At 62.6% G+C, this 25,001-nt stretch carries 17 protein-coding genes; 11 read left to right on the forward strand and 6 right to left on the reverse strand.

Going from position 1 to position 25,001, the window contains the following annotated elements; all coding sequences use genetic code 11:
• From HCZ30_RS12850 to HCZ30_RS12865, 4 genes are all read right to left on the reverse strand, one after another.
• The coding region (locus HCZ30_RS12850; protein WP_167638706.1) for an ABC transporter ATP-binding protein at positions 1-1,412 on the reverse strand (1,412 nt) is incomplete at its 3' end.
• Between the two features lie 65 nt (positions 1,413-1,477).
• A complete protein-coding gene (locus tag HCZ30_RS12855; RefSeq protein WP_167638707.1) occupies positions 1,478-3,628 on the reverse strand; it encodes a TonB-dependent siderophore receptor in 2,151 nt (716 codons plus the stop codon).
• A gap of 100 nt (positions 3,629-3,728) precedes the next feature.
• Positions 3,729-4,601 carry a helix-turn-helix domain-containing protein gene (locus tag HCZ30_RS12860; protein WP_167638708.1) on the reverse strand — a complete coding sequence of 291 codons (873 nt, stop codon included), beginning with the start codon at positions 4,599-4,601 and terminating at the stop codon, positions 3,729-3,731.
• Positions 4,602-4,746: 145 nt separating this feature from the next.
• Positions 4,747-5,910 (reverse strand): M20 aminoacylase family protein, encoded by a 1,164-nt coding sequence (locus HCZ30_RS12865; RefSeq protein ID WP_167638709.1) that lies wholly within the window; start codon positions 5,908-5,910, stop codon positions 4,747-4,749.
• Positions 5,911-5,975: 65 nt separating this feature from the next.
• Between HCZ30_RS12865 and mazG the strand changes: the two genes are divergently transcribed.
• From mazG to HCZ30_RS12885, 4 genes are all read left to right on the forward strand, one after another.
• Positions 5,976-6,812: a nucleoside triphosphate pyrophosphohydrolase gene (gene mazG, locus HCZ30_RS12870; RefSeq protein ID WP_167638710.1), complete on the forward strand. Its 837-nt coding sequence runs from the start codon at positions 5,976-5,978 to the stop codon at positions 6,810-6,812.
• Between the two features lie 71 nt (positions 6,813-6,883).
• Entirely contained in the window at positions 6,884-7,888 is a 1,005-nt protein-coding gene (locus tag HCZ30_RS12875) for a Fe(3+) ABC transporter substrate-binding protein (RefSeq protein ID WP_167638711.1), read from the forward strand.
• A gap of 248 nt (positions 7,889-8,136) precedes the next feature.
• Positions 8,137-14,955 carry a putative Ig domain-containing protein gene (locus HCZ30_RS12880; RefSeq protein ID WP_167638712.1) on the forward strand — a complete coding sequence of 2,273 codons (6,819 nt, stop codon included), beginning with the start codon at positions 8,137-8,139 and terminating at the stop codon, positions 14,953-14,955.
• A gap of 94 nt (positions 14,956-15,049) precedes the next feature.
• The gene (locus tag HCZ30_RS12885) at positions 15,050-15,241 is read left to right on the forward strand and encodes a hypothetical protein (RefSeq protein ID WP_167638713.1); all 192 of its coding nucleotides are present in this window, start codon (positions 15,050-15,052) and stop codon (positions 15,239-15,241) included.
• Here HCZ30_RS12885 and HCZ30_RS12890 read toward each other — a convergent pair.
• Positions 15,238-17,046: an ABC-F family ATP-binding cassette domain-containing protein gene (locus HCZ30_RS12890; RefSeq protein WP_167638714.1), complete on the reverse strand. Its 1,809-nt coding sequence runs from the start codon at positions 17,044-17,046 to the stop codon at positions 15,238-15,240. The two genes, HCZ30_RS12885 and HCZ30_RS12890, sit on opposite strands and share 4 nt — an antisense overlap.
• Positions 17,047-17,257: 211 nt before the next feature.
• Between HCZ30_RS12890 and HCZ30_RS12895 the strand changes: the two genes are divergently transcribed.
• From HCZ30_RS12895 to HCZ30_RS12925, 7 genes are all read left to right on the forward strand, one after another.
• Positions 17,258-19,120 carry a glycoside hydrolase family 15 protein gene (locus tag HCZ30_RS12895; RefSeq protein WP_167638715.1) on the forward strand — a complete coding sequence of 621 codons (1,863 nt, stop codon included), beginning with the start codon at positions 17,258-17,260 and terminating at the stop codon, positions 19,118-19,120.
• Positions 19,121-19,174: 54 nt separating this feature from the next.
• Positions 19,175-20,140 carry an agmatinase gene (gene speB, locus HCZ30_RS12900; protein WP_167638716.1) on the forward strand — a complete coding sequence of 322 codons (966 nt, stop codon included), beginning with the start codon at positions 19,175-19,177 and terminating at the stop codon, positions 20,138-20,140.
• A complete protein-coding gene (locus tag HCZ30_RS12905) occupies positions 20,140-20,598 on the forward strand; it encodes a DUF1499 domain-containing protein (RefSeq protein ID WP_167638717.1) in 459 nt (152 codons plus the stop codon). The genes speB and HCZ30_RS12905 overlap by 1 nt, the downstream gene beginning before the upstream one ends.
• A gap of 31 nt (positions 20,599-20,629) precedes the next feature.
• Complete coding sequence (prfA, locus tag HCZ30_RS12910; protein WP_167638718.1) at positions 20,630-21,685, forward strand: peptide chain release factor 1; 1,056 nt, start codon at positions 20,630-20,632, stop codon at positions 21,683-21,685.
• Positions 21,682-22,527, forward strand: a complete 846-nt coding sequence (gene prmC, locus HCZ30_RS12915) for a peptide chain release factor N(5)-glutamine methyltransferase (RefSeq protein WP_167638719.1) — start codon at positions 21,682-21,684, stop codon at positions 22,525-22,527. The genes prfA and prmC overlap by 4 nt, the downstream gene beginning before the upstream one ends.
• Positions 22,528-22,730: 203 nt before the next feature.
• Complete coding sequence (locus tag HCZ30_RS12920; RefSeq protein ID WP_167638720.1) at positions 22,731-23,414, forward strand: DUF4167 domain-containing protein; 684 nt, start codon at positions 22,731-22,733, stop codon at positions 23,412-23,414.
• A gap of 45 nt (positions 23,415-23,459) precedes the next feature.
• Positions 23,460-24,056 carry a DNA-3-methyladenine glycosylase I gene (locus tag HCZ30_RS12925; RefSeq protein ID WP_167638721.1) on the forward strand — a complete coding sequence of 199 codons (597 nt, stop codon included), beginning with the start codon at positions 23,460-23,462 and terminating at the stop codon, positions 24,054-24,056.
• Here the strand turns inward: HCZ30_RS12925 and rsmA are convergent.
• Entirely contained in the window at positions 24,047-24,892 is an 846-nt protein-coding gene (rsmA, locus tag HCZ30_RS12930; RefSeq protein WP_167638722.1) for a 16S rRNA (adenine(1518)-N(6)/adenine(1519)-N(6))-dimethyltransferase RsmA, read from the reverse strand. The genes HCZ30_RS12925 and rsmA overlap by 10 nt on opposite strands.
• Positions 24,893-25,001: the final 109 nt, after the last annotated feature.

Consider the following 25,001-nt stretch of genomic DNA (forward strand, 5'->3'; position numbering starts at 1 on the left):
GACAGACGCACGCCGCGCTCGCCGACGATGGTGTCCAGCCCCTCGGGCAGGCTTTCGATCAGCGGCAGAAGTTGCGCATGTGCGGCAGCGTCGAGGATCTCCTGCTCTGTCGCGTTCAGCTTGCCGTAGCGGATGTTGTCGCGCAGCGTGCCGCCAAAGAGGTAAACGTCCTGACTGACGATCCCGATCTGGCTGCGGAGCGAGGCGAGCGTCACGTCGCGGATGTCCTTGCCGTCGACCGTGATCCGGCCCGAGGTCACGTCGTAAAAACGCGGCAGCAGCGACAGCAGCGTGGTTTTGCCAGCACCCGACGGACCGACGAACGCGACGGTCTCGCCAGCCGCAATGTCCAAGGAAATGTCACGCAAAACAATGCTGTCCGCGTCGTAGTCAAAGTTGATGCCTTCGAAGGTGATCGCGCCTTTGGTCACTTCCAACTCGGTCGCGCCCTCGCTGTCCGCGATGTCGGGCGCGGTATCCAGAAGCTCCAGATAGCGGCGGAAACCGGCGATGCCGCGGGGGTAGGTCTCGATGACCGAGGCGATCTTGTCCAAGGGGCGGAAGAACACGTTGACCAGCAGCAGGAAGCCCACGAACGCCCCCGTCGTCAGGCTGCCATTCAGCACCATCGCCGCGCCGACGACCATGATCAGCACCTGCACGGCGCGCATGCCCATGTATTGCAGCGTGATCGAGCCAGCCATCACGCGATATGCGTCCAGCTTCGTGGTGCGGTAGGAGGAGTTGTCCTTCGCAAACAGCTCCTTCTCATGGCCCTCGTTCGCGAACGCCTGCACCATGCGGATGCCGCCGATGTTTTCCTCCAGACGGACGTTGAAGTTGCCGACGCGCCCGTAAATGTCCTGCCAGGTCTTCGTCATTTTCGTGCCCGCCACGGTGATGATGGCAAAGGTCACCGGCACCACAATCGCCGTGATCCACGCCAGCGTCGGGTTCAGCCACAGCATCGCGATGAACGCGCCAACAAAGGTCATGATGGCGATGAACAGGTCCTCGGGGCCGTGGTGGGCGACCTCTCCGATTTCCTCCAGATCGCGGGTCACGCGGGACACCAGATGGCCGGTGCGAGTTTTGTCAAAGAACGTCCACGACAGCTTTTGCAGGTGCTCGAAGGCGCGGCGGCGCATCTCTGTCTCGATATTGATGCCGAGCATGTGGCCCCAGTAGGTCACGATGGCCATGAGGCCCGCCGCAAAAGCATAGAGGACGAGCAGACCGACCGCCGCCCAGATCGTCAGCGACCAGTCGCCGCGCGGGATCAGGTGGTCGATGAAGCCTGTCACGGCCAGCGGGAAGGCAAGTTCGAACAGGCCCGCAAGGATCGCACAGCCGAAGTCGAGCCAGAACAGGCCCAGCCACGGGCGGTAATAAGCGAAGAAAGAGCGTAGCATCAGGAAAATCCGAAAGAAAAAAGGGGGGCGACCATGCGCCCCCCTTGTCAACGTCAGGCACTCAATCAGAAGGAGTGACGGACCGCAAGCGACACATTCCGACCTTCACCGTAGAAGCAGTTTAGGTTGGTCTGGCAGCTTGCGACATAGGTGGTGTCGGCCAGATTGGTGACGGCGAGGTTGGCGCTCCAGCTATCGTTGAAGGCATAGTTCGCGCCCGCGTCATAGAGCGTCACAGCCGGCACCGCTTGGGTGTTGGCGTTGTCGGCCCAGCTTGCGCCCGAGTAACGAACGCCGCCGTTCAGGGTTAGCGCGGGCAGAGCGGTCGGGGTCCATTTGAAGTGCAGGCTCGCCTGATCTTCGATAGTGGCGTAGGGCGTTTTTCCGACCAACGCGGCGTTGGCGTCGTCCCTGACCTCAACGTCCATCGTGGTCAGCGCCAGTTGCGCCTTCACGCCGTTGCCGAAGTCGTGGTTGGCTTCCAGCTCAAAGCCGGTCGAGCGGACTTCGCCCAGTTGGGTGTAGTCATAGCCCGCGCCGTTCCACGTGCTCTGCACGATGCCTGTCCGGTCGATCTGGAAGGCCGATACGCCGACAAAGCTGCTGCCGTCCGCCGAGGCCCACTTTGCCCCGATTTCCCGCTGCTCGCCTGTTTCCGGCGTGATGTCCGCACCGGCAGAGGAGGTTTCGATCTGCGGCAGGAAGTAGGTGCTGATCGACGCGTAGGGCGTCCAGCCGTTCGCCATTTCCTTGGCGATTGCGACGCGGCCCGAAAACTCGCTGTCCTCGCGGTTTGATCCCGCAGCGCCAGAGGTGCGGTCTTCCGAAGCGGTGGTTTCGACCCAGTCCTGACGGCCCGTCAGCGTGGCGATCCAGCCGTCACCGAAGCGGATCTGGTCCTGCGCATAAAGGCCAACCTGCGTCTGATTAATCACGTTGTCCGCATAGGGCGAGGTATCGGGCTGCGCCGCGCCATACTGCGGATCGCTGGCCGACAGGGTGGTCGCCGCATCAGGCCACGCGACCGACGACTGGACTTGGTCGATCTCGACAGTGCGCAGGTCGAGGCCGAACATCAGGTCGTGCTCCATCCCGCCCGTGACGTAGGTGTTTTCAATGCGGTTGTCGGAGGCGAATGACGTGGTCTCGGTGAAGTGGTCGAACTTGATGCGCGACAGGGTGTTGTCCGCATCGGTCGGGGTCGCCGAATAGCCGTTGTAGCCGTAGGCGTAGACCGAGCCTTCGCTCACGTCCGCATAGCTGAAGCGGTTGTTGCTGGTCAGCGCCCACTCACCCAGTGCGCCGGTGTATTCGGCGCCGAGTGTAAACTGCTCGCGGTCGTACCAGTCGTATCCCGGCTCACCCGAGTTGAAGTCGCGCGCGATGTAGCCGAAGTCTGCTTCTTCCACGGTGCCGACGTAGGGCAGCCACGAATTGCCCACGTGGTCTTCTTGGATGTTGGTGTAGCTGGCCGAGACGTTCAGTTCTCCGTTCGCGGTCTGGAACGTGGCCGAGGGCGCGATGAAGCCGCGATAGCCGTCCTCGAACACGCCATTGCCGCTGGTTTGCGCCGCGCGGGCGGTCAGGCGGTAGTCGACGCCGTTCCGGGTCGTGTTGATATCGGTCGCAACCCACGCGCCGCCGTCGCTGTCGATGCCCGTTTCGACTTCGCGGGTTTCTTCGCCCGTCGGGCGCTTGGTGGTCATGTTGACCAGACCGCCGGGGTTCGAGCCACCGTAAAGCGCGGAGGACGCGCCGCGCACGACCTCGACCCGCTCAAGCTGGTAGGGATCGACGTAGAACCCGCCGAAACCATAGGAAAAGTTCTGAAGCCCATCCACGAACGCACCCGTCGCGGTCGCCGCAAACCCGCGCACGAAGAACCAGTTGGTATCGCTGTCATAACCGTAGGGCGCTGCCTGAACGCCGGGCGTGTAGGCGAGCGCTTCGTCGACCTTACGGGCGTTCTGCTGGATCAGGGTGTCGCTGCCGACAACCGACACGGACTGCGGCACTTCGGTCAGCGGAGCGGCGGTCTTCGTGCCTGACAGGGTCGCGGGGTTCGCGCCCTCGGCAGGGCCGGTGCCGTCATCGACCACTACGTCAACGGTGATTTCCTGAAGGTCGATGACGTCTTGCGCGAATGCGGGGGCGGTCATCAGGGCGATCATCGCGGTGTGTCCCATCACACGCGCAAGGGAGGAGGAGCGCTTCATCTTTTTTGTCCTTATTCAAGCGGATGTTATTTCCGAGTGAATAAGTCAGGAATATGGATTCCGCTTGAACAGGACTTATGCGTTTTGAACGTTCCGGCGGTTAATGCAGGTTTTGCATAATAGCCGTTCTTCTCCAGTTTGCAGGGGGCAGGCCAACGATCGCCTTGAACGTGCGGCTCATATGCGCTTGGTCGGCAAAGCCGAAGTCCGCCGCGATTTCCGCCAGCGCTTTCTTGGGGTCTTGGGTCATCGCCTGCATGGCCCGCGCGATCTTCAGGCCCGTCTGCCATTTGTGCGGCGTGGTGCCTGCGGTGTGGCGGAACGCGGTGATGAACCAGCCCTCGGACAGGCCCACGGTGTCCGCCAGTTCCTTGTTCGACAGGGTGAGGTGCGGGCTGGCTTCGACCTTCGCCACCAGTTTGCGCATCTGCGACGGGGACAGCCCGCCGATGGTCTTGCACGCCTCGCTCGGGCGGAACAGCGCGTGCATCATCGCCTCCATCAGCGAGGCCACAAAACCGTCGGACTGCTTGGGCTCCATGCACTCGTCAGCGAGCATGTTCGCGATCAGCAGCACCTCGGGATCGTCCGCGAAAATCGGGCGGTTGAAGTTGATCTGACGCGCCGTCTGGCCCAGCACACGCAGCAGCACATCGCGGCGGATATGGAGGTCGAGGTGGCGCAGCTCCACGCCTTCCTCGGCCACCGACCACAGCGGCATTCCGGCGGGGATATAGGTGATCTTGGAGGCGGCGTATTGCTCGCCGTTCTCGCTCTTGAAGTGGATCTTGCTCTCGTTGCCCGACAGGATGATCACGATACGCGGGTCGGGCGACAGGTAATGCCCGCCCGCGCCCTGTTCGGCATCGACGGACCAGTAATCGGCCACCACGCCGTCGACAGAGCGGTTGGCCAGCGGGCGTTTCAGGGAAAAGCCCTGCACGAAGGACGTCATATTCGGACGGAAAGTCATGGGTCTATCCCCGTAAATCGGAATGCAAAAGAAGCGCGGCCGAGTCAGGAAATCGGCCGCCATTGCAATCTGAGTAAATTAGTCGGGAATGTGAGTAAAGTGTTTTAGTCAGGAATGGGCGGGCGCGCAAACGCCTGCCGGTCCCTTAGCCGCGCGGCTGTGCGCGCTCGACCAGTCGCACCAGATAGGACGACCCGAACGGCGCGGAGTCGTCGTTAAAGTCGAACTCCGGATTGTGGACTGAAGCGGAGTCGCCGTTGCCGACGAACACGTATGCCCCCGGACGGTTGTCGAGGAAGAACGAGAAATCCTCCGCGCCCATCGACTTGGGGAAGTCCGCGATTACCGCATCATCGCCAGCCACTTCGCGCGCGGTCGCCACGGCGAATTCGGTCTCGGCAGGGTGGTTGTAGGTCGGCGGGTAGTCGGTCTCATAGCGTAGTTTCGTGCGCACGCCGTAGGTCTGCGCGATGCCGTCGCTGATCTCTTCCAGACGGCGGATGACCATCGCCTGCACGTCCTTGGAGAACGTGCGGACGGTGCCGTTGATATAGGCGGTCTCGGGAATGATGTTGTCGGCGCTGCCCGTGTGGATCTGCGTCACCGACACCACGATATCGTCAAAGGGCGAGCGGTTGCGGCTGACGATGGTCTGCACGGCGGTGGTGATAGCGCAGGCGGCGACGATAGGGTCGGCGGCTTCCTCGTGATGGGCGACGTGACCGCCGCGGCCCGTGATGTCGATGTGGAACATATCAACGGCGGCCATGATCGGACCGGGGCAGGTGGCGAACTGGCCGATGGGCAGGTCGGGCAGGGTGTGCACGGCGTAAAGCTGCTTGATATCGAAGCGATCAAGCACGCCTTCTTCGACCATCACACCCGCCCCGCCGCCGGATTCTTCGGCGGGTTGGAAGATCAGCGCGACCTTGCCTGCGAAATTCCGCGTCTCCGCCAGATACTTCGCCGCGCCGAGCAACATCGCCGTGTGACCGTCGTGGCCGCAGGCGTGCATCTTGCCTTGGTTGGTCGACGCGTGCTCCGCGCCGGTGGTTTCCAGAATAGGCAGCGCGTCCATATCGGCGCGCAGACCGATGGTCGGGCCGTCGCCCTGACCGTTGATGACTGCGATGACGCCGGTTTTCGCGACGCCCGTGTGGATCTCGTCCACGCCGAATTCCTCCAGCCGTTCTTTGACGAAGGCAGCCGTCTCGTGGCACTCGAAGCCCAGTTCGGGATGGGCGTGCAAGTGGCGACGCCACGCCTTCATATCGGGGGCGAAATCGGCGATGCGGTTGATGACGGGCATGGGTGGACTCTTCTGCTTGGGTAGCTACGTTGGCTGCAACCAATCTGAAAATGCGAGTATCTGCAATGGATGACCAAGCTTCCGATAAACTGGTCCACGACAGTTCTGCGGGCATCGACCGTCTGGTCGAGATCATGCGCCGCCTGCGTGACAAGGAAAACGGATGCCCTTGGGACGTGGAGCAGACCTTTACCACGATCTACCCCTACACCATTGAAGAAGCTTACGAAGTCGGCGACGCGATCGAGCGCGAGGCATGGGGCGAGCTGCGCGGCGAGCTGGGCGATCTCCTGTTCCAATCCGTGTTTCACGCACAGATGGCAGACGAGGCGGGGCTTTTCGATTTTCAGGACGTGGTGCAGGCGATCAGCGATAAAATGGTCTCCCGCCACCCGCATGTCTTCGGGTCCGAGGGCAACGACTTCTCCGCCGACGATCAGGTCGATCGCTGGGAAGAGGTGAAAGCCGCAGAACGCGCCGCCAAGGCCGAGACCCGCGTGTTGGACGGTGTGGCGGTCGGTCTGCCTGCGCTGCTTCGCGCGGTAAAGCTGCAAAAGCGCGCTGCCCGCGTCGGCTTTGACTGGCCGAGCACCGATCAGGTCATCGACAAAATCCGCGAGGAATCCGAAGAACTGGTCGAGGCACGAGACAAGCTGACGCAGGAAGAAGTTGAGGAAGAGATGGGCGATCTGCTCTTCGTCGTCGCCAACCTTGCCCGCCATCTGGGTGTCGAACCGGAGGGCGCGCTGCGCAAGGCCAATGCAAAGTTCGTGCGCCGTTTCAACAAGATAGAAGACAGTCTTGCAGCAATCGGCAAAACGCCCGAGCAAAGCAACCTCGAAGAAATGGACATGTTCTGGGACAAGGCGAAGGCCGAGGATAAAGCGGCCAAGAATACGTGAGCGGTTCAGTCAACTATTGACCAAAGTATTTTTGTCGGGTTTACGGTCTCCAAACTGATTTGGAGACTCCGATGAACCTGCGCAATATCTTCCTTGCCTCCGCCGCCACTCTGGTCGCAGCGCCCGCACTGGCCGACGTCAACATCTACACCACCCGCCAGCCGGAACTGATCCAGCCGGTGATCGACGAGTTCACCGCCGAAACCGGCATCGACGTGAACCTCGCTTTCGTCCAGCAGGGCATCGTCGAGCGTCTGAAGGCCGAAGGCGCACGTTCGCCCGCCGACCTCGTGATGACCGTCGATATCGCGAACCTCCAGCAGATCGTCGACGCCGACGTGATCCAGCCGGTCGACAGCGACGTGCTGCACAACTCGATCCCCGAAAACCTGCGCAGCCCCGACGATCTGTGGTTCGCGCTGACCACCCGCGCGCGCATTGTCTACGCCAGCAAAGAGCGCGTGGCCGACGGTGAAGTCACCACCTACGAAGACCTCGCCGATCCCAAGTGGGAAGGCCGCATCTGCACCCGTTCCGGCGTGCACGACTACAACCTCGCGCTGCTCTCGGCCATCATCGCCCACCACGGCGAAGAATATGCCCGCGAATGGGCCGCTGGCGTCAAAGCCAATCTCGCCCGCAAGCCTGAAGGCAACGACCGCGCTCAGGTCCGCGCAATCTGGGCTGGCGAGTGCGATATCTCGCTCGGTAACACCTACTACATGGGCCAGATGCTCGCCGATCCAGAGCAGGTCGAGTGGGCCAACTCGGTCCGCATCGTATTCCCCGAATTCGAGGACGCAGGCACCCACATCAACGTCTCTGGCGTTGCGCTGACCAAAGCCGCTCCGAACAAGGAAGAAGCCATCCAGCTGATGGAATTCCTCGTGTCGGAAGAGGCGCAGCACATCTACGCCGAAGCCAACAACGAATATCCGGTGCTCGAAGGCGCGCCGCTGTCGGATCTGGTGGCAAGCTGGGGTGAGTTCGACCGCGACACCATGGACCTGACCACGCTGGCAGGCCACCGCGCCGAAGCCCTGCGCATCATGGAAGAAGTCAACTTCGACGGGTAATTCCGCCAAGCTGCAAAACTGAACAGAAGGGGGCCTCGGCCCCCTTTTTTGTGCGGGAATGGCGGAGTAGCGGACGCGGCATTCACTCGTTTTGAATACTGCAGCGGTATCAATCTGGGCAAAACCCATACCGTTGGAAAAAAGCCCTAACCGTACAGACTGTGGAAAACGTCTATCGCCCTGCGGATGACCGCACGGCCTGCGTGTAAGGCTGGGACCAACTCTGTTTTGCTCAACGTTGGTGCTCTATGTCCGTCCTCTCTCGCGCGTTTTCCCGTCTGGCCTTTGCCGCTCTGACCGTCATGCCCATGTCCGCCTCGGCGGCGTATCTGGGGTCGGTCGACGCCCAAGATATTTTCAATGGCAATCCGCTTGTTCTGGGCGCCGTGAGCGTCGGTGACACCTTTGATGTGACCGACAATTCTGGCAACTGCTACGAATTGCAGTCCGGCGCGAACTACTCGCTCAGCCTAACCTCTTTGCGCTGTGGTGTAACCACAACAGTGACATTCACGAACGTAAGTGGCTCAGCCGGGTCTGTATTTGATCAATTTAATTTCCAAAACGCAGCCACATGGACCGGAATTAATCCGGCAACAGACTCCGACGGCAATCTGACCGCTGCTGCTGGCGTGACCGAGCCCGTGGGCATCGACACGACAATCGACACCGTTGGTGAAGCGATCGACATTTTCGACTTTACTATCAGCGATGGCGGCACCTCGGACGGCACCTTTTTCGACATTAGCCAGATCATCGTCCACGTTTCGGGCACATCGACCGATGCGGACCGCGCAAAGATCACCTTCCGTCTGAACGGCCCGCAGGTGAATAACGTCACGGGTACTTATAACGCCAGCAATGACACGCTGACCTTTGCGGGTCTGGCTATCGGCATCGTGGATGGCGGCTCGCAAACCTACGCGATCAACGCCTATTACAACGACAATTCGAACGTAATCGAAGACCGCACCGTGATCCTGTCGGTCGATGGCGATGCGGACGTGACCGTGGTGCCGACCGGCACGACATTCGGAACGACCACACCTGTGACCAACGGCGGCGGTTCCTCGTTCGATGTCACGGCAGTGCAGCATGTGTTCACCACGCAGCCCGCGACGTCGACCAGCGGTGCTGTGCTCGGCACGCAGCCGGTGGTCGCTGCGCAGGACGCGTTCGGCAACACCGACGTCGACTACACCGATGTCGTCACTCTGTCGCTGGCCTCGGGCAGCGGAACCCTCAGCGGGTCCGGACAATCGGCCATTTCGGGCGTCGCGACCTTCACCGACATCGCCTATACCGCGACGGCGGACCAACAGAGCTTTAGTCTCACCACCGATGGCGTCTCAGTCAGCGGGCTGAGTGTCAATTCGTCGAACTCCGTCACTTCGGACGTTGTCGCGACCAAGCTGACGTTCAGCACAGAGCCCGCGCCGACTTCGATCAACAGTGGCCAGTCGACCAGCTTCACCACCGTGCCGGTTGTCGGTGCGTATGACGCGCAAAACGTGCTCGATACAGGCTATTCGACCGACATCGTCCTCAGTCTCACCGACCCGAATGACGGCACGCTGGACGGCACCGTCAACAGCATGACCGGCACAGGCGACACCGACGGCAACGGCACCACGGTATCCATCACCCCGTCGAGCGGTGTGTCCACCTTCACGGGCCTCGCGCTGCAATACACCAACGGCGGATCGCCTGACACGGTGGCGCTCAGGGCAACTTCGGGCGGGCTGACGCTGGCCACATCGTCCTCGATCACGTCGATCGCGAACGTCGCGCCGACCGTGGATGCCGGCCTCAGCAACCAGACAGCGACCGCCTATACGGTGTTCGGCTACCAGTTCGTCTCCAACGCGTTTTCGGACAGTGATGGCACCATCGCCAGCTATGCAGCTGTGGAGCAGGGACAGGCGTCGCTTCCGTCGTGGCTGTCGTTCAACAGCGCCACGCGCACGTTCTCGGGCACGCCCGCGAACGCGGACGGCGGCACCGTCACGATTCAAGTCACCGCGACCGACAACGCTGGCGGCACCATCTCCGACACCTTCGACATCGTCGTAGGCACAGCGCAACAGACGCTCGACGTGAACGGCGCTGCGCTGAGCTTTACCGGCACAGGCACGGGAACGGGCACCTCGCTCAACGCGACACGCACCTACACCAACGTCATTACCATCGGCGGAGAGCAGATCGACGCGACCGTCACCCTGACCGCGCTGTCGAACGCCACAGTGACGACCTTCGACTCCACCTCGAACCCATACGCGGATTCCGGCTTCTTCCAGCCGAACGTCAGCATCTCCAGCGCGGGCGGCTACGCCACCTTCAAGTTCGATTTCTTCGACAGTGCGGGCGTTCCGGTGACGCTCCAGAACGTTTATATCAACACCTATGACCTCGACGGTGCGGGCGCGTCGTCCTCCGGCCGCCAGTACACCGACTTCACCAACATCGACGCCTACGCGCTGTCGAGCACGTCGGACGTGACCACCACGGTGCCGTCTTCGGGCGTCACCCGTTTCGTCACCACCATCGGCGGAAACGTCACGGCAAGCACAGGCACGGACGAGTTCAACGACATCCGCGCCCGCGTGTTCTACGACGAGTTCTCCAGCATCTCGATCTCCGTGGGTGATACCTCGGCGACGGGCACGGCCTACTATGGCCTCGATTTCTCGATCGGTTACGCCTTTGCCAACATCGGCACTTCGGTTTCGGCCAACGTCGCGCCGACCGTTTCGGGCAACTACAACGGCACCGGCCTGACCGAGGGTGACGTCACGACGGCGATCACCGTCACCAGCCTGCTGGGCCAAGTCACGTCGGGCGATACGGACGGCGATACGCTCGGCATCGCGGTGACCGGAAAATCCGGCACGGCCACTGGCTGGCAGTACTCGTTCGACAATTCCGACTGGAGTTCCATGTCGTCCGTCTCCGACAGCATGGCGCTGTTGCTGGACGAAACCGCGTACCTGCGTCTGGTCACTGATCAAGACAACGGCGCGACATATACGTTGACCTTCCGCGCATGGGACCAGACCACTGGCACCGCTTCGGGCTCAACGCTGATTTCGCTGAGCAACGTGTCGACCAACGGCAGCACCGCCGCGTTCTCCAGCGGTACGGGCACTTACACTGTTGTCGCGGCTGACGCTAACGACGGCCCCGCGCTATCCGTGGCGCTCGTGGACCAGAGCGTCACTGCGCAGCAGGCGCTGACCTATCAGTTCGCGGCGGGTAGCTTCACCGACGTGGATACGGGTGATGTGCTGACCTACACGGCCACGCTCGCGAATGGCGACCCGCTGCCGAGCTGGCTGTCGTTCGATGCCTCGACCCGCACGTTCTCGGGCACGCCGCAGGACGCGGATGTCGGCACGATCTCGGTCCGCGTCACTGCGACCGACACCGGCTCGCTAACCGCCACTGACGACTTCGCCATCACGGTCAACGCGCGCCCGGACTCCACCGCGCCGACCGTCACCGCGGGCCAGACCCTAACCTATGACGAGAACCAGGCTGACGGCGCCACCATCGGCACCGTTGCCGCGACCGACAACGTCGCGATCACAGGCTTCAAGTTCCAAGGCACCAACAGCGCCACCTCGGTCGACGGCTCGTTCACCATCGACGCTGCGGGCAACGTCACCCTGAACACCGGCCCCGTTCCGGCGGCAAACGACTACGAGACCGCGCCGAACACCATCACCTACGCCATTCAGGCATGGGACGCGGCGAACAACCTCTCGGCCGCTGTGGACGTGACCTTTGCCGTGGCGGACCTCGACGAAGTCGCACCGGCGATCATCTTCGACAGCGCCACCTACGCCAACGCTGCCGCCGTCGCGACCTCGATCAACGAGCGCGAAACGGCCGTTGGACAGTTCACCTCGGACGAGACCGTCACATGGTCGCTCGGCGGCACCGACGGCTCGCTGTTTGCCATCGACACGAGCGGCAACCTGACCTTCGTCAGCGCGCCCGACTTTGAGACCCCCCTCGACCAAGGCGATACGGCGAACAACAACATCTACGTGGTCGATATCACTGCGGCTGACGCCTCCACCAACCAGACCATGGTGACCGTCACTATCACCGTGCTCGACCTCGATGAAAACGGCCCCGTTCTGGCAATCACCGGCTATGGCGCTGTCACTGCGAACACCATCGAACTGTCGCGTCCTGAAAATTCGGCCGTCAGCATCGAGGTCACCTCGGACCGCACCGCCACTTGGGCGATCAGCGGCACCGACGCGTCCCTGTTCACCATGTCGAACGGCACGGTGACCATGAACGCGGTCCCCGACTACGAGGTGCCGCCCGATGGCGACACCAACAACATCTACGAGTTCACCGTGACCGCGACCAACATCTACGGTGCGGATACGGCGTTTCTGTTGAAGCTGACGATCACCGATCTGGACGACACGCTGCCGCTCGTCGGCTATGACGGTGGCTCGAATACCAACGCGGACGGCGCGACCATCGCGGTCAGCGTGGGCGAGAACCAGACTGGCGTCACCGACCTCACCGCCAGCGAGGCAGTCACTTGGGCCATCACCGGCGCACACGACGGCGCGCTCTTCGCGATCAGCAGCGCGGGCGAGGTGACCTTTGTCAGCGCGCCGGACTACGAAATCCCGCTCGACAGCTACGGCACGGCGGCCGACAACGTCTATGCGCTGGAGGTTACCGCGACCGACGCGTCGAACAACGTGACCACCATCACTGTCGAAGTCACCGTACTCGACCTCGACGACATCGCGCCTGTGATCTCGCTGGGCGGTGCGACGGCTTCGAACGGCATGGACTTCCAGATCGACGAAAACGAAACCGATGTGACCTCGGTCGCAACGGACGAGACCGCGACGATCACCATTTCCGGCACCGATGGCGCGCTTTTCGATATCCAGTCTGGCCGCCTCGTGTTCCGCGCCGCGCCGAACTACGACGATCCGTCGGACGACGGTGCGGACAACGTCTATGAGCTGACGATCACGGCAGAGGACGCTGCGGGCAACACCTCGGCCGTCACGATCACCGTGACCGTCCTGAACCTGCCTGACAGCCTGCCGGGCATCATCGAATCCGACATGACCGACAACGACGGTGACGGGATCAACGACGCCCACGAAAGCATGACCGCCGACCGCGATGGCGACGGCATCATGGACGCGGACGACTTCGACCCCGAGGGCTATTTCTACTGCGAGGACGACGGCCGCATTCTGACAGGCGGCGGCATCGTGGTGACGGGCGCTGCAGGCTCGAACAGCTCGGTCGGTACGTTGAACAACATCCGCATCGAACTCGACGGGTCCACCGGCCGCTACCAGTGGTTCACGACACAGGCGGGCACCTACACGATGGACCTCGTGTACCCGTCCGACTACCCGACCGCCGGTGCGCTGGCGTCCTCGGGAACGCTCGACCTGACCACGCTGCTGCCCGAAGACCCGGCGAGCCTCGGTTCTTCGGAATATGGCAGCACGGGCTATCTGGCAGACAACACCCCGACCGCGTTCTACACCGTCTTCGACATCGAAGCGGGCGACCCTGTGGTGATCGGCAACAACATCCCCGTTGCTGATTGCGGCGTGAACACCGTGACGCTCACCGGTCCGGGCAACATCGACGAGCCGACCAGCGGCACCACGGACCTGACCTTCACCGTCAGCCAGAGCCGCGTCTCTGCCGTCGATACAGTGATCGCCTACACCATGTCGGGCACCGCGACTTCGGGCAGCGATTACGCCGCGCCGTCGGGCACCGTGACCATCGCGGCGGGCGACACCAGCGCGGACATCACGATCACCGTGCAGTCCGACACCCTGTCCGAAGCGGACGAGACCGTGATCCTGACCCTCGCGTCGATCACGTCGTCGGACGATGTTACGGCCCTGTCGAGCGTCAGCGCCAACCTCACCGCGACCGTCACCATCGGCGAAAGCATGCTCGACGCGATCCGCGAGGAACTGACCGCCGTCCTGCAAGACGACCTCTCGCAGACGGTGCAGGAACAGCAGGACCGTTTCGACGGCATCGCCAAGGGTGCGCTTGACCGCCTCAAAGAAGGTCAGGACCACCTGCGCTGCGGCGTGAACGAAGCGCTGGACGTCAACGGCATGGCCGAAGTCGTCAACGGCGAGCTGACCACCAACGGCAGCTTCCGCGAGGACGTGTTCGACTGTATGAGCGAAGAGCGCACCATCACCGAAGGCGACTTCGACATCCACTACGCCGAAGACTACGGCACCGCGCTGACTTTCAACTACACCCGTATGCACGAGCGCATGACCACCGAAGACGACCTGCGCGGCTGGTTCTACGGCGGCTACCTGCGTCAGGCGCAGATCGACACGGGCAACGTTGACGGCACCATCCGCGGCTTCGGTGTCAACGGCGGTCTCTACGGTGCATCGCGCCTGAACGAGACACTGTTCATCGACTACTACGGCGCGCTTGCCGTGGGCCGACATAACTACACGCTCGACTTCGAAAGCCAGCAGGCCAACGCGGCGGGCGAGTATATCTACAGCGCGCTCTTCGGCGGCGTGGCCCTGTCGGGCGAGAAGGAGTATGACACCTTCACGCTCATCCCGCGCGTCGGCATCGACACCGCCCATGCGCGTGCCGGCAGTACCGAAGTCACCGTGACCTCGCTCGGCCTCAGCGAAGTCGGCGACCTCGATATCGGTGACTATGACGGCTCCACCCTGTTCGGAGAGCTGATCTACCAGACCGGCGGCTATAATGCCGAGGCCGATGCCTTCACCCGCATCGAAATCGCGCCGCGCGTTTCCTGCTCGCTAGGCGGATCGGCCACCTGCGGCGCGGGGGCGTATATCGACTACCGCTACGCCACCCGCGGTGACGACATCGCCTACGGTCTGCGCCTCGATTACGAGGTGATGGACGAGCGCGACAGCTTCACGCTGGATGTCAGCCGCAGCCGTCTGATCATGAACGGGCAGGGCACCAGCGGCGTGAACGTGACCACCGACCAGAACGGCAACGTCTCGGTCGGGTTGACGGTCGAGGCCAACTACTAAAACGCAAAGGGCGGCCCGAGTGGCCGCCCTTTCGCTATCATGGTGACAGCCTGTCGCATTCCTGATTTTACATGTGTGTGCGATCACCGCACCCATGACTCATGATAACGTATCTTCCGAAAACATCCGCACGATCATGCTTCCGCTGCTGGCGCTCGTCGCCATCATCGCCGTGATCGCTGCTGCCGTCGCAGCCTTCGGCATCGGCGGCCTGATGGTCCCCGTTCTGGTGGCCGTCCCGACGATCTTCGTCCTTCTGGTCTGGATCTCGCTCGGGAAGGGTTAAGCCTCTGATTTTTCCATCAGAAGCAGCCATTCCTCTTCCGCAGCGGCGAGCGCGTCCTGCCGCTGCACCAACGCTTCCGTCGCCTTCTGGAACTTCACCGGCTGTTTGGTGAACAGCTCCGGATCGGCCATCAGCACTTCGAGTTTGCCGATCTCTGCGGTCAGCTTGTCGATCTCCGCAGGCAGCGCCTCCAGACGGTGCTTCTCGGTGAAAGTCAGACCCGATTTGCGGTTTTCGGCCTTGGGCTTCTCCGCTTTCGGCTTCTCTGCTTTCTCGACCTTGTCCTGCTTGGTCTGCTCGCCGCGCTGCGCCAGATAATCGCTCCAACCGCCCGCATAAACGGTGGCGTTGCCGTTGCCTTCCATCGCGATGGTGGTCGTCGCCACACGGTCGAGGAAGTCACGGTCGTGGCTCACGAGGATCACGGTGCCGTCGTAGTTGTCGAGCAGTTCCTGAAGCAGGTCCAGCGTCTCGATATCCAGATCGTTCGTCGGTTCGTCGAGCACCAACAGGTTCGACGGCTTGGCCATGAGTTTGGCCAGCAGCAGACGCGCCTTCTCACCGCCCGACAGCGATTTCACAGGCGCGCGCGCTTGGCCTTCGTCGAACAGGAAGTCCTTCAGATAGGCCACAACGTGCTTGGGATTGCCGCGCACCATCACCTGATCCGCACGACCGCCGACACGCATTTCGGGATCGCCCGTAAGGCTGTCCCAAAGCGTCATCTCGGGATCGAGCTGCGCACGTGTCTGGTCGAACACGGCCACTTCGAGGTTCGTGCCCAGCGACACGCTGCCCTCGTCGGGCGCTTCCTGACCCAGCAGCATCTTGATGACGGTGGTCTTGCCCACGCCGTTCGGCCCGACGAAGGCCACGCGGTCGCCGCGCTGCACCAACAGATCGAGCCCCTTGACGATCTGCTTGTCATCGAACGCCTTGGTCAGCCCGCGCGCCTCGATCACTTTCTTGCCCGAAACAGGCCCGCTGTCGAGTTGCAGCGCCGCAGTCCCCTGACGTTTGATGACTGACGCACGGTCAGCGCGCATCTCTTGCAGCGCACGCACACGGCCCTGGTTACGCTTACGGCGGGCGCTGATGCCCTCGACCGCCCAACGCGCCTCGGCCTTGATCTTGCGATCCATCTTGTGAAGGGCGACGTCCTCGTCTTCCCAGATCTTGTCGCGCCACGCCTCGAACCCGTCAAAGCCGGTCTCCTGTCGGCGCACCATTCCGCGGTCGATCCAGAGCGTCGCACGGGTCAGGCTGCGCAGGAACGCGCGGTCGTGCGAGATCAGAACATATCCCGCTTTGATATTCTTCAGCTGGTCCTCCAACCACTGCACCGCCTCGATATCGAGGTGGTTCGTCGGCTCGTCCAGCAGCATCAACTCGGGCGCTTCCGCCATCAACTTGGCCAATGCCGCGCGGCGGCGCTCACCGCCCGATGCGGTCTCGACAGGGCGCGCAGGATCGAACTTCAGCCCCTCGGCCACCATCTCGATACGGTAGCGCTCCGCCTCGTCCAGCTCGCTCGCGGCGTAATCGCCCAGCGTGGCAAAGCCTTCCATGGTCGGGTCCTGCTCCATATAGCCGACGGTCACGCCGGCAGGGATCACGCGGTCGCCTTTGTCGGCCTCGATCAGGCCGGCCATCACCTTCATCAGGGTGGACTTGCCCGATCCGTTCCGCCCGACCAGCGCAACGCGGTCGCCTTCCTGCACAATGGCCGAAAGGTCTTCGAAAACAGGATCGCCGCCAAAGGTGAGCGAAATATCGGTGAGCTGGAGTAGGGGTGCACGTGCCATGACGCAGCAGCTAATCCGCCGCCCCAGAACGCGCAAGCCCCTGCCTGCCTTTGTGCCGAAAATATCCCGGGGGTGAATGGTCCGCAGGACCAGAGGGGGGCAGCGCCCCCATACCGCGCAAGGGCAGCCCGCGAACACTCCGGTTGCGGCAGAGCACGGAACCACCAAGCCTTGCCGGCGCTTACCTCTCCAGATTATAAGGACCACCCCCGTGCCCAACGACACTGCCCAGCCGACGCCGTTCACCCGCATTTCCACCGAACGGCACGAAGGCTACATCCCGATCGGCAATCATGCAGTCATCGGGGATACTTCGACGGTGGGGCTGATCGCGGGGGACGGCTCGCTCGACTGGCTGTGTATGCCACAGTTCGACGGGGACGCGATCTTTGCCGAACTCCTCGACCGGTATCGCGGCGGTGTCTGCCGCGTGGCTCTAGCCGAGCCGGAGGAGGGCGAGCGCATCATTAGCCGCCGTTACCGCGACCGGATGCCGATCTTGGAAACCCTCCACGAAACCCCGCAGGGCGCGATCAAGGTCTCTGACGCGATGGACCTTCCTGTGGACGGATGCCTCACGCGCGGGCACCGTGTGTTGCGCCTGATCGAAGTCACCGACGGCGAGCCCGAGATCGACATCACCGTGGCGCCGCGTCCCAACTTCGGTGCCGTCCTTCCCCATCTGAGAAAGGACGAAGATGGGCTGTGGTATTGCGACACCGCCAACGGAGAAGTCCTCATCGAAACGGACCTCCCGCTGGAGCGCACCTGCGGCGGCACGCTGCGCCTGCGTCAAAAGCTGGAGCCGAAGTCCTTCCACTACCTTGTCATCACCTACACCGAAAACGAATGCGGCCCGATGGGCGAGGGCGCTGCGTGGGAAACGCTCGAACGTGTCGCCCACCAGTGGGAGGAGAAACTACAGGACTTCGACTACGACGGCCCCTACGGCACATACGTTGAACGTAGCCTGATTACGCTGCTCCTTCTAACCCACGCCGACACCGGCGCGGTCGTTGCGGCCCCCACTGTGGGTCTGCCCGAAACCATCGGCGGCATTCGCAATTACGACTACCGCTACTGTTGGCTGCGGGACGCGGCGTTCGTGCTGAACGCTTTCCTCGACCTCGGCTTTACCGACGAAGGCACCGCCTTCTTCCGCTGGCTGATGGAGGCGAGCCGCGAGACCGCGCCGCAGCTTGGAACCTTCTACGATATCCGTGGCCGCTCGGGTCCCGATCCCGAACCGCTGACGGCATACGAGGGCTATCGCGGCAGCGGTCCCGTCATTCGCGGGAACGACGCGATGGACCAGTTACAACTCGATGTATATGGCTCCATGCTCTACGCGGCGGTGTGCTACGTCGACAATGGCGGCACGCTGTCGGATAGCGAATGCCAGCTGCTGCAAGGCTTCGCCCGCGTGGTCCGTGACCAGTGGACGCTGCCCGACAACGGTCTCTGGGAAATGCCCGGATCGCGTCGTCACCACACCTATTCCAAGGCAATGTGCTGGTCCGCGCTCGATTGCTACGTCCTGCTATGTGAACGCGGTATCATCGAGGACAACCCCGAACCGTTCCGCCAAGAGGCTAATGTCATCAAGCGCACCGTGCTCGAGGACGCATGGAACGAAGAGCGCGGCGCGTTCATGGGCGCGATCGGGGGCGACTGGCTCGACGCTGCGGTCCTGCTTCTGCCGCGTATCGGCATCATCGCGGCAGACGATCCGCGCATGGTCTCGACCTTTGAGGCGATCACGGACGAGCTTGCCGACGGACCCTATTACCGCCGCTACGCCGACGGCGTGGACGGGCTGGACGGGACCGAAGGCACGTTCGTCGTCTGCGGTTTCTGGGCCGCCGATTACCTTGCGCGGGCAGGGCGCTGCGAGGACGCGGCCCGCCAGATCGACGGGATGATCGAAGGATTCAACGATCTGGGTCTTATGGCCGAAGAATACGATCCCGCCACCAAGCAGATGCTCGGCAATTTCCCCCAAGGGTTTTCGCACGCCGGCATGATCGCGGCGGCTTCGGCGCTGCGGGACGCGCTTGCAAAGAGGGACGCTTGATTTTCGCGCGGCAATCGGGCTCTGTGAGCGGGATTTGATCAAAAGGAGTCTCTCATGGCGCTCGAAGACGCGAAGAAACAGGTCGACCTTGCATTCACCCGCAAAGAGCGCCGCGGTCTGGCCTATGAAAACGCCTTTGGCGGCGCGACCTCGTTCCTGCGCCGCACCTACACAAAGGACCTGACGGACGTCGAAATCGCCGTCACCGGCATTCCGTTCGACCAAGCGGTCACGAACCGCACCGGCACCCGCCTTGGCCCCCGCGCGATCCGCGAGGCGTCGACGCTCCAGCCCTACGACCCGCCCTACGGCTGGCCGTTCGATCCGCTGGGCGAAACCACGATCATCGACTACGGCGACATGCCGTTCGACTACGCCCACACCCCGAGCTTTCCGGGCCTTGTGACCGAGCATATCCAGACCATCCTCGCCTCCGGTGCCGCAAGTGTGACCTTGGGCGGCGATCACTTCATCACCCTGCCGATTCTGCGCGCATATGCCGAAAAATACGGCCCTATGTCGGTGATCCAGTTCGACGCGCACTCCGACCTCTGGGCGGATGACGACTACGACCGGATCGACCACGGCACCTTTATGTATAAGGCGGTCAAGCTGGGCCTTGTGGACCCCAAACGCTCTGTCCAGATCGGTATCCGCACCGAATGCGACGACTATTGCGGCATGAACTACATCGACGCCCGCACCGTCCATGAAAAGGGCATCGCCCATGTCGTGGAGCAAGCCAAAACGCTTGTCGGGAACAATCCGACCTACGTGACGTTTGACATTGACGCGCTCGATCCCGCCTACGCCCCCGGCACCGGCACGCCCGTCTGGGGCGGTCTGGCAAGCTGGCAGGCTGCGGCGGTTCTGCGGGATCTGGCGGGGATCAATATTGTTGGCGGCGATGTGGTCGAGGTCTCTCCTCCGTTCGATCACGGGAACATCACCGCCGTCGCCGGCGCTCACGTCGCGATGGAGCTTTGTTCGCTCATCGCGTGGCGCCTGAAAGGGAAGTGATGAAAATGCTGTTCTGGATCGTTGCCGTTGTTGTTCTTCTGGTTTTGGTGTTCGCCGTCTGGGTCCGCGTCGCGCCGACCGACGCCGCGCAATGGCACCGTATGCCGGACAACATTCCCCAAAGTGGCAGCGAAACAGGGTTGAATTCGCACATCGCCGTGGTGCGCACTGCCGATCAGACCAAGATCGACGCGCTTTTCGATGCAATGGGATCGACCGACCGCACCGTGATCATCGCAGGCTCGCGCGAGGATCACATGGTCACGTACGAAACCCGCTCCAAACTCATGGGCTACCCCGATTATACCACGGTTCGGCTGGACCGCATGGCAGGCGAGGCACCCATTTGGGAGATCGTGCTCTACGCCCGTTCGCGTTTCGGCAAAGGCGATATGGGCGTGAATAAGAAGCGCGTCGACGGCTGGCTGCGCCAAGCGGGACTGTCCGAGGGCGCTTGACGCACGGCGCGTTCCGCGCCATGTCCACCGCATGATCCCGCAAGATAAACTCGCACAAATTAGCCAGCGTTTCGAATACCTCGAAGCCAAGCTGAACGAAGGTGCGTCCGCCGCCGAAATCGTCACGGTTTCCCGTGAGTATGCCGAACTCAAGCCCGTCGTTGACCAGATCAACGCGTACCGCACGGCTGTTGCTGACCTTGAGGAGGCCGAGGGCTGGCTCAAAGACCCCGAGATGCGCGATCTTGCGGAAGAAGAACTCCCCGCGCTCAAAGCCCGCATTCCCGAGATGGAGCACGCGCTGCAACTGGCGCTGCTGCCCAAGGACGCCGCCGACGCGCGCCCTGCGATCATGGAAATCCGCCCCGGAACGGGCGGTGACGAGGCGGGGCTTTTCGCGGGCGATCTGTTGCGGATGTACCAGCGCTACGCCGAAGGGCGCGGCTGGAAGTTCGAGATCCTTGAAGAACAACTGTCCGAACTTGGCGGTATCAAGGAAGTCACCGCGCGTGTTGCGGGCGAGGGCGTCTTTGCCCGTCTGAAGTACGAATCCGGCGTTCACCGCGTCCAGCGTGTGCCCGAAACCGAAAGCGGCGGGCGTATCCACACTTCCGCCGCCACGGTTGCCGTGCTGCCCGAAGCCGAGGACGTCGACATCCAGATCAACGCCAACGACATCCGCATCGACACCATGCGCTCGTCCGGTGCGGGCGGTCAGCACGTCAACACCACGGACTCGGCTGTGCGCATCACGCACTTGCCCACGGGCATCGTCGTCACGTCCTCCGAGAAATCGCAGCACCGCAACCGCGAGATCGCGATGCAGGTTCTGCGCACGCGCCTCTTTGATATGGAGCGCCAGAAGGTCCACGACGAACGCTCCGCCAACCGCAAAAGCCAGGTCGGCTCGGGCGACCGTTCGGAGCGCATCCGCACCTACAATTTCCCGCAGGGCCGGATGACCGATCACCGCATCAACCTGACGCTCTATTCGCTGGATAAAATCCTGCAAGGCGATCTGGACGAGACCATCGACGCGCTGATTTCTGACGCACAAGCGACTCTGCTGGCGGAGATGGAAGGGTGAGCCGTCCCACAGGTTCCGTCGTTCTGGCGCAGGCCGTTCGTCAGCTCAATGACGCGGGCGTGCCCGACGCGCCGCGCGATGCCCGCCGTATTCTGGCGCATGTGTGCGGGGTTGAGGCAGGCCGTCTGACGTTGATCCTGCCCGATCCTGTGACCGAGGACCAAGAGGCGCGCTTTGCCGCGCTGATCCTGCGCCGCGCCGCGAGGGAGCCCGTGTCCCACCTCATCGGTCGCCGCGCATTTTACGGGCGCGATTTCAAGGTGAACCGCCATGTCCTCGACCCTCGTCCCGAGACGGAAATCCTGATCGAGGTCGCGCTTCAGGAGCCGTTTCACGGGGTGATCGACCTTGGAACAGGTTCGGGCTGTATCCTGCTGACTTTGCTTGCGGAAATGCCCGATGCGCAAGGCGTCGGCACCGATATTTCCAAAGATGCCTGCCTCGTGGCGGAGGACAACGCCGACGCGCTCGGGCTGTCCGAACGTGCGGTGATCCTGAACACAAGCTGGCTGAACGGGATCGAGGGGCAGATCGACCTTATCGTCTCCAACCCGCCGTATATCTCCGCCGACGAAATGGACGGCCTGTCGCCAGAGGTTCTGGACTACGAGCCGCACCTCGCGCTGACCGACAATGCCGACGGTCTGACATGCTACCGCGAGATCGCGCGCACCGCGCCGCAGCACCTCGCGCCTGGCGGTCGTCTGATTGTGGAGATTGGCCCGTCCCAAGGCGCCGAAGTCGCTGGCCTCTTCCGCGCGGCGGGGCTGACGGGGGTTCGGATCGTGTCGGACCTTGATGGTCGCGATCGTGTGGTAATTGGGTGTCAAACCGCCGATTGAGGCAGTTATTCGCTGATTTTCGGCGGTAAATTCGCTTTTCTGCTTGTAATCACCTGCCTGAGTTGCTTAGTGAGATGTATCAGACGGAAGCGGGCTTCGGCCCCCCACTGGTGCTAGCCTAAACACGCACGGCTTCGATCTCCCGCGGTTAAGCGGTAGGGCCATAGCGCAACGCACTTCTAACGCTGCACGAAAGCACGTTCATGAGATCTTCAAAATCCCGGTCCCGCGGTAAGAACCGCAACAACCGTCCGTCCGGCGGCAATATTATCAACCGAGTGTTCGATAGCTCGGGTCCCGACGGTAAAGTCCGCGGTACGCCGCAACAGATTATCGACAAATACAACCAGCTGACCCGCGACGCGCAGCTGGCCGGTGACCGTGTGGCCGCCGAGAACTTTGCACAGCACGCAGAACATTACCTGCGTATGCTCGCCGAAGCGCAGCGCGAGGTCGACAAGGCCCGTGAGGAGCAGGAAGAGGAAAACCGCCGCCGTCAGGCAGAGCGTGACCGCGAACGTTCCGAGCGTCTGAAAGCGCAGGAAAACGCTGCAAACGGTTCGGGCGATCAGCCTGACGTTGCAGAGCAGCCTGCGAGTGACGAGCAGCCCAAGCATCAGGACGACCCGCAGCACGCGAAGTCCGAAGGCAAGCCGCAGCGTCAGCGCAAGCCGCGCCAGCCGCGTGAGCACAAAGACCAAAAAGAACACAAAGCCGACCAAGGGTCCGCCGACGTGATCGAAACGAACGACAACGGCAGCGACGAAAGCGCGCTGGTCGATACGCCCGAAAGCCAGCCCAAGCCGCGCAAACCGCGTGCGCCGCGCAAACCGCGCGCCAAGGCTGACGACGCGCCGTCGGATGACAGCCCGGCCGCAGCAGAGTAAACATCAACCCCGGCCATCGCGCCGGGGTTTTTGTTAGGGGGGACCATGCTCGAAACTTTCACCGCGCCGGACGGCGTTTCGCGTTGTTCGTGGTGCGCGGGCGATGACCAGTACATCCATTACCACGATAACGAATGGGGCTATCCGGTCACCGACGACATCCGCCTGTTCGAGAAAATCTGCCTCGAAGGGTTCCAGTCAGGCCTGAGCTGGCTGACGATCCTACGCAAGCGCGAGAATTTTCGCCGCGCCTTTGCCGGTTTCGATTTCCACAAGGTTGCGCAGTTCGATCAGAGCGACGTAGAGCGCCTGCTGGGCGATGCGGGCATCATCCGTCATCGCGGCAAGATCGAAGCGGCGATCAATAACGCGGGCCGCGCGATTGAACTGGTCGCGGCAGAAGGCTCCATAGCGAAATACGTCTGGAGTTACGCCGACCCCGCCGATCAGGGCTCCGGCACCCAATGGCGGGCGACGTCACCTGCGTCGGTGGCGCTGTCAAAGGACCTTAAGAAACGCGGCTGGAAATTCGTCGGCCCGACCACGATGTACGCATTCCTTCAATCCATGGGCGTTGTGAACGACCACGCGGCGGGCTGCGTCATGCGCACCAAAGCGGCGGAGGCGTCGCCTCAGTTCTGAGAGGCGACCGAGCGGGCGAGCGCGCAGAATTCCTCAAGACCGATCTGCTCTGCACGGTCCGTCGGCTTGATACCGGCGGCGGCGAGGTGGTCTTCGATATTCGGCGCCACGCCCTTGAGTGAGGCACGCAGCATCTTGCGGCGCTGGTTGAACGCAGCCGCCACAACGCGCGAGAGCACGGCCGCATCGGCGGGATAGCGCGGCTCGGGCAGGGCGGTGAGATGCACGACAGCCGAGGAGACCTTGGGCGGCGGGGTGAACGCCTGCGGCGGCAGGTCGATCACGATGCGCGCGTCGGAACGCCACTGCGCGAGGATCGCGAGGCGTCCGTACGCCTTGGAGCCGGGTTTCGCGACGATGCGCTCTGCGACTTCCTTCTGGAACATCAGCGTCAGCGACTCCCAGAACGGTGGCCATTCCTTCGGCGTCAGCCAGCGCACGAGCAGTTCGGTGCCGACGTTATAGGGCAGGTTCGCCGCGATCTTGATCGGCGGGGTGAGGTATTCGAGCGGGTCGAACTCCAGCGCGTCTGCGTTGATCACTTGAAGGCGCCCGTCATAGGCGTCGGCGATCTGTTGCAGCGCGGGCAGGCAGCGTTCGTCTTTTTCGATAGCCAGCACGCGGCGCGCACCTTCCGACAGCAGACCGCGTGTCAGACCGCCCGGACCGGGGCCGATTTCCAGAACATCGGCCTCTTCCAGCTTGCCCGCCTGACGCGCGATCTTGGCGGTCAGGTTGAGGTCCAGCAGGAAGTTCTGGCCGAGCGATTTCTTGGCGCTCAACTGGTGCGTGGCGATGACGTCGCGAAGCGGAGGAAGGTTGTCGATCTGACTCATATCCGCTGCATGGCCCAGCTTGGGTGTCTGGTCAAGATGCGGCGATGGCTGAGTGGGGAGCGGAGGGGCGCTGCCCCTCTGGCGCGTTGCGCCATTCACCCCGGGATAT

This window comes from Marivivens donghaensis (assembly GCF_011806565.1).
Taxonomy (GTDB): Bacteria; Pseudomonadota; Alphaproteobacteria; order Rhodobacterales; family Rhodobacteraceae; genus Marivivens; species Marivivens donghaensis_A.

Coding starts and splice junctions, on each gene's coding strand:
- prfA (WP_167638718.1), top strand. CDS start 20,630: ATGATCCCGCAAGATAAACTCGCACAAATTAGCCAGCGTTTCGAATAC.
- HCZ30_RS12925 (WP_167638721.1), top strand. CDS start 23,460: ATGCTCGAAACTTTCACCGCGCCGGACGGCGTTTCGCGTTGTTCGTGG.
- HCZ30_RS12860 (WP_167638708.1), bottom strand. CDS start 4,601: ATGACTTTCCGTCCGAATATGACGTCCTTCGTGCAGGGCTTTTCCCTG.
- HCZ30_RS12905 (WP_167638717.1), top strand. CDS start 20,140: ATGAAAATGCTGTTCTGGATCGTTGCCGTTGTTGTTCTTCTGGTTTTG.
- HCZ30_RS12855 (WP_167638707.1), bottom strand. CDS start 3,628: ATGAAGCGCTCCTCCTCCCTTGCGCGTGTGATGGGACACACCGCGATG.
- HCZ30_RS12875 (WP_167638711.1), top strand. CDS start 6,884: ATGAACCTGCGCAATATCTTCCTTGCCTCCGCCGCCACTCTGGTCGCA.
- HCZ30_RS12865 (WP_167638709.1), bottom strand. CDS start 5,910: ATGCCCGTCATCAACCGCATCGCCGATTTCGCCCCCGATATGAAGGCG.
- HCZ30_RS12890 (WP_167638714.1), bottom strand. CDS start 17,046: ATGGCACGTGCACCCCTACTCCAGCTCACCGATATTTCGCTCACCTTT.
- mazG (WP_167638710.1), top strand. CDS start 5,976: ATGGATGACCAAGCTTCCGATAAACTGGTCCACGACAGTTCTGCGGGC.
- speB (WP_167638716.1), top strand. CDS start 19,175: ATGGCGCTCGAAGACGCGAAGAAACAGGTCGACCTTGCATTCACCCGC.
- HCZ30_RS12880 (WP_167638712.1), top strand. CDS start 8,137: ATGTCCGTCCTCTCTCGCGCGTTTTCCCGTCTGGCCTTTGCCGCTCTG.
- HCZ30_RS12885 (WP_167638713.1), top strand. CDS start 15,050: ATGACTCATGATAACGTATCTTCCGAAAACATCCGCACGATCATGCTT.
- HCZ30_RS12920 (WP_167638720.1), top strand. CDS start 22,731: ATGAGATCTTCAAAATCCCGGTCCCGCGGTAAGAACCGCAACAACCGT.
- rsmA (WP_167638722.1), bottom strand. CDS start 24,892: ATGAGTCAGATCGACAACCTTCCTCCGCTTCGCGACGTCATCGCCACG.